General features: G+C 52.7%; 8 protein-coding genes. 6 read left to right on the forward strand and 2 right to left on the reverse strand.

Translation table 11 applies throughout. From position 1 onward, the window contains the following. The first annotated feature begins 12 nt into the window (after positions 1-12). From AOC34_RS03495 to nadB, 5 genes are all read left to right on the forward strand, one after another. Positions 13-2478 (forward strand): DUF748 domain-containing protein, encoded by a 2466-nt coding sequence (locus AOC34_RS03495; protein WP_159074804.1) that lies wholly within the window; start codon positions 13-15, stop codon positions 2476-2478. Positions 2479-2512: 34 nt separating this feature from the next. Further along, positions 2513-2734: a hypothetical protein gene (locus AOC34_RS03500; RefSeq protein ID WP_108468793.1), complete on the forward strand. Its 222-nt coding sequence runs from the start codon at positions 2513-2515 to the stop codon at positions 2732-2734. Positions 2735-2908: 174 nt separating this feature from the next. Next, positions 2909-4711, forward strand: coding sequence for an NAD(P)H-dependent oxidoreductase subunit E (locus AOC34_RS03505; RefSeq protein ID WP_108468794.1), 1803 nt, complete (start codon positions 2909-2911; stop codon positions 4709-4711). After that, positions 4712-7603: a formate dehydrogenase subunit alpha gene (gene fdhF / locus AOC34_RS03510; RefSeq protein WP_108468795.1), complete on the forward strand. Its 2892-nt coding sequence runs from the start codon at positions 4712-4714 to the stop codon at positions 7601-7603. It begins immediately after the preceding gene. A 120-nt stretch (positions 7604-7723) separates the two neighbouring features. Next, positions 7724-9385 (forward strand): L-aspartate oxidase, encoded by a 1662-nt coding sequence (gene nadB, locus AOC34_RS03515; protein ID WP_108468796.1) that lies wholly within the window; start codon positions 7724-7726, stop codon positions 9383-9385. A gap of 7 nt (positions 9386-9392) precedes the next feature. Here the strand turns inward: nadB and nadC are convergent, their stop codons facing one another. Beyond that, positions 9393-10265, reverse strand: a complete 873-nt coding sequence (gene nadC / locus AOC34_RS03520) for a carboxylating nicotinate-nucleotide diphosphorylase (protein WP_108468797.1) — start codon at positions 10263-10265, stop codon at positions 9393-9395. A 13-nt stretch (positions 10266-10278) separates the two neighbouring features. Next, complete coding sequence (gene nadA, locus AOC34_RS03525) at positions 10279-11406, reverse strand: quinolinate synthase NadA (RefSeq protein WP_108468798.1); 1128 nt, start codon at positions 11404-11406, stop codon at positions 10279-10281. Between the two features lie 223 nt (positions 11407-11629). Between nadA and panD the strand changes: the two genes are divergently transcribed. Next, the gene (gene panD, locus AOC34_RS03530; protein ID WP_108468799.1) at positions 11630-11998 is read left to right on the forward strand and encodes an aspartate 1-decarboxylase; all 369 of its coding nucleotides are present in this window, start codon (positions 11630-11632) and stop codon (positions 11996-11998) included. Positions 11999-12028: the final 30 nt, after the last annotated feature.

The raw sequence follows: 12028 nt of genomic DNA on the forward strand, positions 1-12028 counted from the left end.
ATAATGAATTCAATGGGAACACGAATTCAATCTCTATACCGTTCAAATTGGTTGCGGTATCTCATCCTCACTCTATTTGGATTGATCGCAGCATTTTGGCTGTTGATCATGACTTGGGGTGTGCATTACTTAAAGCAATCGATTGAGGACTTCAGTGCTAGGATCGGCTACCGTATCGAATATCGCGATCTGCGCATTGCGCCATTGCAGTTGCGACTCGAATTGGCTGAAGTGAAGTTATCGAGTCGCGACGCAAATGCCATTCCTTTATTTACGCTGCGCCGCGGTGTACTGCAATTGGATTTGCCCGCTATTCTTGCAGGTCGGATTGGTATTCGGGAAATTCAGTTAACGGATCCGCAGTTTCATGTGGAGCGCAGAGTACAGTCGGGCAAGCCCAGCCTCTGGAATTGGCAATCCTTTGTGGCTGCCGTTCGTAAAGCATTGCCCCCAAAAGACCCAGCTGCCGCTCCTAAAAAAATAGAAGTAGCGCACTTGGGCATAGCGGGCTTGACCTTAACGCTAGACGATCGGCCCAATCGCTACCGCCATGATTTTGGTCCGATTGGTTTGGAATTACGTGACCTAGCGAACTTCAATAAGCAGGGCAAGCAGGGTACCCTTGAGGGTGACTATCAAATTGATCTGGGTAAGCTCGACATCCGCTTGCCTAATTCGACGCAGCGCATTCAGGTGGGGCGCGCGCAACTGGCGGGCGGCATTCGTGCGGGCGAAGGGGATCTGTTGGCAATTGATTTGGCGGCCACACTGGATGCCGGAAAAATCACATCGCGCTGGCTCTTTGGCGCAGCAAGCAATGCACTTTCTGGTGACATTCAGTTGGAGCAATTGCCACTCATCCCATTGATGACTTTTTTGCCTAGCAATAAGCCGCTGGAGATGCAAAGCGGAACGCTAAACGGAGTACTGCAATTTGCCTTGGACCCAGCAGCGTGGTCGATTAAGGGTGATTTGCTGGTGCCAGAATTATTTGTGCGCGAGCCAAAGGTGACAACACCGCTACTGGCCTGGAAAGAGGCCAAAGTAGAGCAATTGCAGTTTAAAAAATTCAATGATGGGCGCAGTCATTTGTCCGTTCATGAGCTGGCATTGCTGCAACCCGAGATTCAATACGAAGTTAATGAGAAGGGCTTTTCTAATTTTCGACGCTTGTTTATGAAGGGCGGTGATAGTGAGGCGCCCGCTACCGAAACTCCTACCAAAACGGAAGAGCAAGGCAAAGCGCCTGAAGAAAAAAATCCAAGCCCCAGTCCGGCAGCAAAAGAGCCTCGTCTCTTTACGCTGGATCTGCGCTCGGTGCAATTGCGCGATGCCAATTTGGTATTCACAGACCTGGCAATTAAGCCCAAGGTGCAAGTGGCAATTCGTAAGCTCAAAGGTTCACTCCTGGGTATCAGCAATGAGCCAGGTCACTTCGCATCGGTTGCCCTTGATGGGCTTGTGGCCGGGACGGGGAGTATGCGTGCCACCGGGCAAATGGCCTTTGACGATCCACGCCTCAATCACGACATGCAGTTGCAATTTAGGAACCTGCCTTTAAGCGATTCCAATCCCTACTTCATGGCATTTGCTGGTCGTCACATTTTGGGCGGCCGACTCGATCTCACGCTGAATTACAAATCGGTAGAGGGGCAGCTTCAAGGTCAAAATCGCTTTGTGATTAAAAAGATTGAACTTGGCGAGGAAGTGCCTGAGTTCACGGGCAAGCGCTTGCCTTTAGGTTTGGCCGTTGCCTTATTGGAAGACTCGGATGATGTGATTGATGTGAAGATCGATATTGCAGGTAATGTCAATTCCCCGGAGTTCAGTGCAGCTGGACTGGTTTGGCAGGCTGTCCGTACGGTGCTGACTAATGTGGTGACGGCGCCATTTCGGGCGCTTGCCTCTTTGCTGGGCATGAAGGGTGACCCCGCGATTTATGCGATTGCCGGCGAGGCCGCATTCTTGCCCGCGGACCAAGAGCGCTTTACGCAATTCAGTGATTTGCTTGCCAAGCGACCCCATGCGACGATGGAGTTGATTGGGACGTATGACCCAGACTTAGATCGTCAAGAGCTAGCGCGGGCGAGGGCGGACCGAGCCATTTTGGCGGCATCCGGATTTAAGTTAGAGGCCAATGCGCCGCTACCCATGCCGAGCCTTTCCGACAAACGCATCCAAGCCGGCATTAAATCCGCCTATGCTGCGGAGATCGGACGCATCAAGTTAACCCAGCGGATCTTGACCTTGCCGGATAACGTGGAGCGCTACCAGCAATTGCGCCAAGAGTTGATAAGCCATTTTGCGGTAAATGATGCGCAGTTACAGGCTTTGGGCGATGCGCGGGCGCGCGCAGCGCAAGAAGCGATGCTCAGATCCAATCCAGCACTCGGGGAGCGCATTCGTTTGGGCACACCCAAAGCGGTGACTGCCGATCGCGAGGGCATTCCCCTCGAAATTGCCTTGGGCTCAAAGTAGGCCTTGGGGTCTCTAGGGTGATAGACTTGGTCGTATGAATCCATCCATCTTTGCGCGCCTTTCCCTCCTTGCCTTAATTGCCCTAGGTTTGAGTGGCTGCGGTACGGTGGAATCTGCGGCGCGCGACGATTGCACCTCGATCGGCTGGAGCATCGGTAGCGCCGGCTATGAGGACTGCTTTCGGGCGCGCGTGCGTGAGCGCAATCAGGATTACAGTCGCCCATCGGATTTAACGCCAAAGCCCAGCCTGATCTAAGCGGTTTTCGGTATTCCCTAAATCTAGGGTAAACCCGTAGTATTGCCCCTACAAAAGGCTCTTGAGCGCCGTCAAGGACTTACCCCCGTAAATCCACCAAAATCATGCCAACGTTATGGCCTAGCGCCTGTATTTGCAGGGCTGTTTCCAACCGAGATTAGAGATCAAAAGACTATGAATCACCCCAAGCCATCCGATGCGGTCGAAGCTGTTGCACTAGCAACCGTCAATGATTTACGGGAAACCATTCGGCGCAAAAGCAAGTTAAAAGGCCGTCAAGCCGACGATGCATCGATTGCCGAGGTACGCCAGCTGATTGGTGAGGCGCCACACCGCCGTGATCTCTTGATCGAAAACTTACATAAATTAAATGACGCCTACCGTGCCTTGCACGATCGCCATTTGGTTGCCCTCGCAAAAGAAATGAATTTGCCGATGGCAGAGGTATACGAAGTGGCCACGTTCTATCACCACTTTGAAGTGGTGCGTGGCGACGATCCGGTTGCCGACATCACCGTTCGCGTTTGCGATGGCCTGTCATGCGAACTGGCTGGCGCAAAAACGCTCTTGAGCCGTTTGCCTACGATCCTAGGCAATCCAAAAGTCAAGGTAATTGCAGCGCCGTGCGTCGGTCGCTGTGAGCAAGCGCCTGTAGCCGTAGTGCATCAATACCCCGTTTTATTTGCGACCGCTGAGACGGTTGCGGCAGCAGTTGCCAACAAGCAGTTGTCGCATCCACTCGCCAGTGATAGCGGCAATTTCGAGCCCGCTGATTTGGCAGAAAAAGGCGTTTCGCCCCAAGGCATTGACCAAGCCGTATCGCCCGACTACGTCGGCTACGAAACCTACCGCGCTAAGGGCGGTTACGCCTTAGCGGCAGAGCTGATCAGCGGCAAGCGCGATGGTGAGTTGATTATTAAAGCCATGGAAGACTCCGGTCTGCGCGGTCTCGGTGGCGCCGGCTTTCCGGCGGGGCGCAAGTGGCGCATTGTTAAAGATCAGCCCGCGCCTAAACTCATGGCCGTCAATATTGACGAAGGTGAGCCCGGCACATTTAAGGATCGCACGTATTTAGAGCGCGACCCGCATCGTTTCTTAGAAGGTTTGCTGATTGCTGCAAGCGTAGTTGGTATTGATGCCTGTTACATCTATTTGCGCGATGAGTACCACGGTTGCCGTGAGCTGCTTGAGCGAGAAATCGCCAAGCTGCAAGCCAATCCCCCATTTAAGTTGCCCTTGATTGAACTGCGCCGTGGTGCAGGCGCTTACATTTGCGGCGAAGAGTCGGCGATGATCGAGAGCATTGAAGGTAAGCGCGGCGAGCCTCGCATGCGGCCACCGTACATTGCCCAAGTCGGTTTGTTTGGCCGTCCAACGCTCGAGCATAACTTTGAGACCCTCTATTGGGTGCGCGACATTGTGCAGCGTGGCCCGCAGTGGTTCAGTAGCTATGGTCGCCATGACCGCAAAGGCCTGCGCAGCTTTAGCGTAAGCGGCCGTGTGAAGTTGCCTGGCGTTAAATTGGCTCCAGCTGGCATCACCATTCAGGAATTGATTGATGAGTACTGTGGCGGTATGCAAGACGGCCACCGCTTCTATGGGTATTTGCCTGGCGGCGCCTCGGGCGGTATTTTGCCCGCCACCATGAACACTATTCCACTGGACTTTGATACCTTGCAGCCCTACGGTTGTTTCATCGGCTCTGCCGCAGTCATGGTCTTTAGCGATAAAGACAAAGCGCGTGATGCAGCCCTCAATGTGATGCACTTTTTTGAGCATGAGAGTTGTGGTCAGTGCACGCCATGCCGTGTGGGTACCAGCAAGGCAGCTGAGCTAATGCAAGCCAAGTCGTGGGATCAAGTCACGTTAGAAGATTTAGCCACCGTGATGGTTGATGCTTCCATTTGCGGCCTTGGTCAAGCAGCCCCTAATCCGATTCGCTGTATTGCGAAGTACTTCCCAGAAGAGGTCGCTTAAATGAACGCCCCTGTAAATCCAAACGAACTCCAGTTGCAAACCGTCGAGTTCAAGCTCGATGGCAAGACCATTATTTCGTATGAGGGTGAGACCATCCTTAAGGCTGCTAAACGCCATGGAGTGGATATTCCCCATCTGTGTTTTAAAGACGGCTATCGCCCCGATGGCAATTGCCGTGCATGCGTCGTTGAGATTAACGGCGAGCGCACCTTGGCGCCGAGCTGCTGCCGCAGCGCTACGCCAGGCATGGATGTCAAGGCCAATAGCGAGCGTGCGCTTAAGAGTCAAAAATTAGTACTGGAAATGTTGTTATCGGACATGCCAGATGAAGGGTATAAGTGGGTAGGAGACAGCGACGAAGAACAGCGCCAACAACAACACGGCGAACTGAGCACTTGGGCTACGCGCCTGGATGTTCAAGTTCGACCAGAACTAAAGGCACTGCGTCGCAAACAGCCGGCTGCGGATGTATCGCATCCGGCAATGGCGGTCAATTTAGACGCCTGTATTCAGTGTAATCGGTGCGTCCGCGCTTGCCGTGAAGAGCAAGTCAACGACGTGATTGGTTACGCGATGCGCGGTGCGCACAGTGAGATCGTATTTGATTTGAGCGATCCGATGGGCGAGAGCACCTGCGTGGCTTGCGGTGAGTGCGTGCAGGCTTGTCCGACGGGCGCCTTAATGCCCAAGGGCTTGATTGGTTCGCAAACCGTCGATCGCAAGGTCGATTCCGTTTGCCCATTCTGCGGCGTTGGTTGCCAAATTACCTATAACGTCAAAGACGAAAAGATTGTTAGCGTGGAAGGCCGTGATGGCCCAGCGAATCACAATCGCCTTTGCGTGAAGGGCCGCTTTGGTATGGATTACATCCACAATCCACAGCGCTTAACCAAGCCTCTGATTCGAAAGCCAGGCATTCCTAAAGACGAGAATGCGATTCAGAACCCACAAGATTGGTCGAATATTTTCCGCGAAGCCACTTGGGAGGAGGCGCTGGATTTAGCTGCTGGAAAGTTAAAGCAGTTACGCGATCAGCATGGCAACAAGACACTCGCTGGTTTTGGTTCAGCTAAAGGCAGCAACGAAGAAGCATATTTGTTCCAAAAACTGGTTCGTACTGGCTTTGGTAGCAATAACGTCGACCATTGCACCCGCTTATGCCATGCATCCAGCGTTGCTGCATTACTCGAGGGCGTCGGTTCGGGCGCGGTGAGTAATCAGGTTAATGACGTTGAGCATTCCAGCTTGATCTTCTTGATTGGATCAAACCCAACCGCAAATCATCCGGTGGCTGCAACTTGGTTTAAGAACGCCGCTAAGAATGGCGCCAAGATTGTGCTCTGCGATCCACGCATTACCGACATTGGTAAACACGCTTGGCGCACGATGCAGTTCAAGCCCGATACCGATGTGGCGATGCTTAATGCCATGATCTACACCATCATCGAAGAAGGTTTGTGCGATCAGAACTTCATTCGCGATCGTGCGAACAACTTTGAAGCCTTAAAAGAAAACATCAAAGGCTATAGCCCAGAAGCGATGGCGCCGATCTGCGGTATTCCGGCAGAAACTTTACGTGAAGTTGCGCGTGAGTTTGCGACCACCAAGTCCGCCATGATTTTATGGGGCATGGGCGTGAGCCAGCACATTCACGGCACGGACAATGCACGTTGCTTAATTGCCCTCGTGAGCATTACCGGTCAAATTGGTAAGCCTGGCTCTGGCTTGCATCCACTGCGCGGTCAAAACAACGTGCAGGGCGCCAGTGACGCCGGATTGATTCCAATGATGTTCCCGAACTACCAGCGCGTCGACAATGCCGAAGCGCATGCGTGGTTTGAGAAATTCTGGGATAGCCCACTGGATAAAAAGCCGGGCTATACCGTGGTTGAGATCATGCATAAGATCACAGCGCCGGATAGTGATCCCCATAAGATTCGTGGCATGTACGTCGAGGGTGAGAACCCTGCGATGAGCGACCCGGATTTGAACCATGCACGCCATGCTTTGGCATCTCTGGAGCATTTGGTGGTGCAGGATATTTTCATGACCGAAACCGCACTGTTGGCAGACGTCGTATTGCCTGCCAGTGCTTGGCCAGAAAAGACCGGTACCGTCAGCAATACCGACCGTATGGTGCAGATAGGCAAGCGCGCGGTTAATCCTCCAGGTGATGCGAAGCCCGATTTGTGGATCATTCAAGAAATCGCCAAGCGCATGGGCTTAAATTGGAACTACCAAGGCCCAGAAGCGGGTGTAGCAGCGGTCTACGATGAAATGCGCCAGGCAATGCACGCAGCGATTAACGGTATTACGTGGGAGCGCCTCGAAAAAGAATCCAGCGTGACCTATCCTTGCTTATCTGCCGATGATCCAGGTCGTCCGATTGTGTTTGACGATGCCTTCTCAACACCGGATGGCAAGGTGAAGTTGGTCCCCGCCGATATCATTCCTGCAAACGAGCGCCCCGATACCGAGTACCCATTTGTGCTCATTACCGGTCGTCAGTTAGAGCATTGGCACACCGGTAGCATGACGCGCCGCGCTACTGTTTTAGATGCTATTGAGCCTTTAGCAACCGTGTCGATGAATGGCGCTGATATGACCCAGCTCGGCGTAATGGCAGGTGATGTGATCACCGTTGCCTCACGCCGTGGCGAGGTCGGTATTCATGTACGCCGGGACGATGGCACACCGCGCGGTGTGATCTTTATTCCGTTTGCGTACTACGAAGCGGCTGCCAACCTCATTACCAACGCAGCGCTTGACCCGGTCGGTAAGATCCCGGAGTTCAAGTATTGTGCTGTGAAACTAACGAAGGGCGGTCAGGCAGCCAAGGCAATTGGCTATGGCGCCAATGACCCCAAAGGCAAAGCAGCGGTTCCAGCGTAATAAGCTAACCCGCATTTGTCGGTAAGGCAGCAAGTCAGATCAAAGGCCTCGTTAACAGCGAGGCCTTTTTCTTTTATCGAGAAGGCTGCATGAGCGCCGCTTGCGCCGTAAAATTAAGAAATGACTACTAAAGCCAAATTAGCCGAAAGCATTCTCCACAGCGACGTGGCAGGCTTGCCCGTCCTCATCATTGGCGCTGGGCTGGCCGGGCTGACGGTTGCTTTGGATTTGGCCAAGACCCAAAAAGTAATGTTGATGGCCAAGCGTGGCTTAAGCGAATCCGCTACGGCTTGGGCGCAGGGGGGCATTGTCGGGGTAGTCGATAAAGAGCATGACAGCATTGATGCACATGTGAGCGATACGCTGGATGCTGGGGCAGGCCTCGTCGTAGAATCCACTGCCCGTTACATTGCTGAAGAAAGTGCAGCAGCGATTGAGTGGCTGGTCGAGCAAGGCGTGCCGTTTACTACCGATAAAGATGGCCCAATGGGCTTGCACCTCACGCGGGAGGGCGGGCATAGTCAGCGCCGGATTGCCCATGCTGCCGATGCCACTGGTAAGGCGATTCATGAGGTATTACTGGATCATGCTCGCGCCAACCCCAACATCACGATATTGGAGCATTGGATTGCGCTGGACCTCATTACCAATCGCCACCTCGGTGCTAAAGAAAAACGCAACCGCCCCAACCGCTGCTACGGCGTCTATGCGCTGGACATTAATACCAATCAAGTACAAACCATTGCTGCTAAATCCGTTGTATTAGCTACGGGTGGTGTTGGTAAGGTGTACCGCTACACCAGCAACCCTGATACCGCTACGGGCGATGGCATTGCCATGGCCTGGCGTGCGGGGTGCCGCGTCGGCAATATGGAGTTCATTCAGTTTCATCCAACGTGTTTGTATCACCCCAGTGATCGCACCTTCCTAATTACGGAAGCCCTACGCGGCGAGGGTGGCTTATTGAAGCTGCCAGATGGAACGCGCTTTATGCCGGAGCACGATAAACGCAATGAGTTAGCGCCGCGCGATATCGTTGCCCGTGCCATCGATTTTGAAATGAAAAAACACGGCCTCGATTACGTCAACCTCGATGCGACACATTTAGGTGAGGCGTTTATCAAAGAGCATTTCCCAATGATCTATGCGCGCTGCTTAAGTCTGGGTTTAGATATTACAAAAGAGCCTATTCCAGTGGTGCCGGCAGCCCACTACACCTGTGGCGGCGTCGTAACCGATTTGCATGGCAAGACGGATTTACCTGGACTGTATGCGGTGGGTGAGGCCACCTATACCGGCTTGCATGGCGCTAATCGCTTGGCGAGCAATTCACTGCTGGAGTGTGTGGTGATTGGTAAGGCAGCAGCAAAAGACATTGCAACAGCGCAAACACCCCAACTACCCAACTTGCCCCTCTGGGATGAGAGTCAGGTCGAAGACGCCGATGAGCAAGTGGTGATTGCCCATAACTGGGATGAGCTGCGCTCCCTTATGTGGAACTACGTCGGTATTGTTCGTACCAATCGGCGCCTCGAGCGGGCATTGCATCGCATTGAGCTTTTGCGCAATGAAGTGCAAGAGTACTACAGCAACTTTAGGGTAACGCGCGACTTAATTGAGTTACGTAACTTATTGGAGTGCGCTGAATTGATTGTGCGATCAGCACTGCTTCGTAGAGAGAGTAGGGGATTGCATTACAGCCGCGATTACCCCGAGACCTGGGCTGTTTCCTATCCAACCATTCTGACGCCGCGCTCAGGCGCTAAGCCAGCTCAAAAATAAATAACTGCTAAGACTGCGCTATTCGCATCGAGTAATCCACCGCGCTGACATCTTTCGTAAGTTTGCCAATCGAGATCCGATCCACGCCAGTCGCTGCAATCGTGCGCAGTTGATCTAGGTTCACACCGCCCGATGCCTCGAGTAAAGCGCGGCCTTGGGTAAAAGCAACCGCCTCTTTCATTTGTGCAGTAGTAAAGTTGTCAATTAAGATATTTTTCGCTCCAGCAGCAAGGGCTTCTTCTAGCTCAGCTAGGTTTTCAACTTCAACCTGTATATCCACGCCTGCATTAAGCGCCTGTGCCGCCTTGAGCGCAGCCGTGACACTGCCTGCTGCTGCAATGTGATTTTCTTTAATCAGAATACCGTGCCATAGGGCAAGCCGTTGATTGTGGCCACCACCAATACGTACCGCATATTTTTGCGCTTGACGCAGGCCCGGAATGGTTTTGCGGGTATCTAAAATAACGCAACCTTTGGGATTAGGGCTGGCGCCCGCAATGGCATCAACGTGGGCTCGGGCGCTGGTCGCGGTCCAAGACAAGGTTTGTAAAAAGTTCATTGCGGGGCGCTCTGCCGATAGCAGTGCCCGCGCATCGGCATTAATGGTACAGACAGTGCTGTCTGCGCGCATGGTATCGCCCTCGGCGTACTGCCATGCAATAACGGCTGTTGGGTCTAGCGCTTTGATGACGCCCTCAAACCAATCGGTTCCGCACAGTACTGCGCTTTGGCGCACGATGAGTTTGGCATGGGCTATTTTGTTTGCTGGCACCAGTTGGGCGGTCCAATCACCGGTGCCAATGTCTTCTGCTAGGGCATCAGCAATGTTGCGTGCACGTGCTGCTTCTAGGGTTTCGTTTTGAGTGGTGATACTTTTCATTGTGTGTCGATACTTATGCCACGCCAATGTTCTTCACGAAACCATGCTGGGCTTTGGCTAATAGATCCGGATAGTCTTTGGTAAAGGTCAGCATCCGCTCAATGCAATCTAAGGCCTCTTGGCGTGTAGGCTCTTCGACAAAGACCTCGCCACTTTGGCGCTCAAGGCAATGCAAAATATCCGTCAGGCTGTTCATCGCCATCCAAGGGCAGTGCGCGCAGCTCTTGCAGGTAGCGCTATCGCCGGCGGTCGGCGCTTCGATTAAGACTTTGTTTGGCGCAAGCTGGCGCATGCGGTGCAAGATGCCCTTATCAGTAGCAACAATGTATTCCGGGGCGCTGCCCTCGACTACGGCTTTGATCATGGCTGAGGTTGAGCCAACCACATCGGCTTGATCCACCACGCTCTGGGGTGATTCGGGGTGAACTAAAACCTGGGCATGGGGATGTTTGGCACGCAGTGCTGCTAACTCCTCACCTTTGAATTCGTCATGAACGATGCAGGCACCGTTCCAAAGCAGCATATCGGCCCCAGTTTGCTCTTGAATGTATCTACCCAAATGGCGATCGGGTGCCCACAGAATTTTTTTACCTTGCTCTTTCAATTGATGCACGATCGCTAAGGCGCAGGAGCTCGTCACCATCCAGTCAGCTTGGGCTTTAACCGCGGCGCTGGTATTGGCATAAACCACCACCACGCGGTCGGGATGCAGTGCCCGAAACTGCGCAAAGTCGTTCGCATCACAGCCAAGATCCAGTGAGCAGGTGGCCTCTAAGTCTGGCATGAAGACCCGTTTTTCTGGACTTAAAATCTTGGCGGTCTCGCCCATGAAGCGCACACCCGAAACAATTAAATTGCGCGCCGGATGATTTTTACCAAAGCGCGCCATCTCCAGGGAGTCGGAAACAAAGCCGCCGGTCTCCATAGCAAGGTCTTGAATATCACCATCGACGTAGTAGTGCGCTACTAAAACGGCATCTTTCTCAATCAAGAGCTGCTTAATGCGGGCAATGACCTGCGCCTTTTCGGCGGCAGGAAGGTGGGCTGGTACTTTGGCCCAGGCTTGGGCTACGCAGGTGGCGCCCGCCGCATTTTGTTGCGGGTAATCAAAGGAAATGGGTGATTCTGTAGCTGAATTCATACGAAATATTACCTTGTTTACGGTACTTTTTCAGTTTTAGGCTTTACTTTTAACTACAGAGTCTTGTTTGGGCAAACCAGATGCTTGATTGGGGTCAAGAAAATTGATAATCACTATTTTGTTAACTGGTTTGAGATCAAGCGCATTTAATTTCTTTTGGGATTATTGAAAAGAAGGGGTAATCTTAATTCAGGCTAGAATTTAGCCCTAATCAAGGAGTTTTATGAAGCGCATCATGTTGTTGGCTAAATTGCATCGGGCTGTTGTCACGGAGGCCGATTTGCACTACGAAGGTTCATGCGGGATCGATGAAAACCTCATGGAAGCGGCCGATATGCGCGAGTTCGAGAAGATTGAGCTCTACAACATTAATAATGGCGAGCGTTTTTCGACCTACATCATTAAAGCCGCGCGTGGTTCTGGTGCGATTTCACTCAATGGTGCTGCAGCCCGTAAGGCGCACGTTGGGGACCATTTAATTATCTGCACCTATGGCCCCGTCGACGACCATGAAGTAGCTCAGCACATTCCTAAAGTGGTTCTGTTGGATGACCAGAATCGCATCAAAGAGATCAAAAAAATTAGCCGCTGATCCAGTAGCTAATCGATTGCAAGATTGCTC

The organism is Polynucleobacter difficilis, assembly GCF_003065365.1.
GTDB lineage: Bacteria > Pseudomonadota > Gammaproteobacteria > Burkholderiales > Burkholderiaceae > Polynucleobacter > Polynucleobacter difficilis.

Excerpts from the sequence above, each read along its gene's own strand:
- AOC34_RS03495 (WP_159074804.1), top strand. The coding sequence starts at position 13 with ATGGGAACACGAATTCAATCTCTATACCGTTCAAATTGGTTGCGGTAT.
- AOC34_RS03500 (WP_108468793.1), top strand. The coding sequence starts at position 2,513 with ATGAATCCATCCATCTTTGCGCGCCTTTCCCTCCTTGCCTTAATTGCC.
- AOC34_RS03505 (WP_108468794.1), top strand. The coding sequence starts at position 2,909 with ATGAATCACCCCAAGCCATCCGATGCGGTCGAAGCTGTTGCACTAGCA.
- fdhF (WP_108468795.1), top strand. The coding sequence starts at position 4,712 with ATGAACGCCCCTGTAAATCCAAACGAACTCCAGTTGCAAACCGTCGAG.
- nadB (WP_108468796.1), top strand. The coding sequence starts at position 7,724 with ATGACTACTAAAGCCAAATTAGCCGAAAGCATTCTCCACAGCGACGTG.
- nadC (WP_108468797.1), bottom strand. The coding sequence starts at position 10,265 with ATGAAAAGTATCACCACTCAAAACGAAACCCTAGAAGCAGCACGTGCA.
- nadA (WP_108468798.1), bottom strand. The coding sequence starts at position 11,406 with ATGAATTCAGCTACAGAATCACCCATTTCCTTTGATTACCCGCAACAA.
- panD (WP_108468799.1), top strand. The coding sequence starts at position 11,630 with ATGAAGCGCATCATGTTGTTGGCTAAATTGCATCGGGCTGTTGTCACG.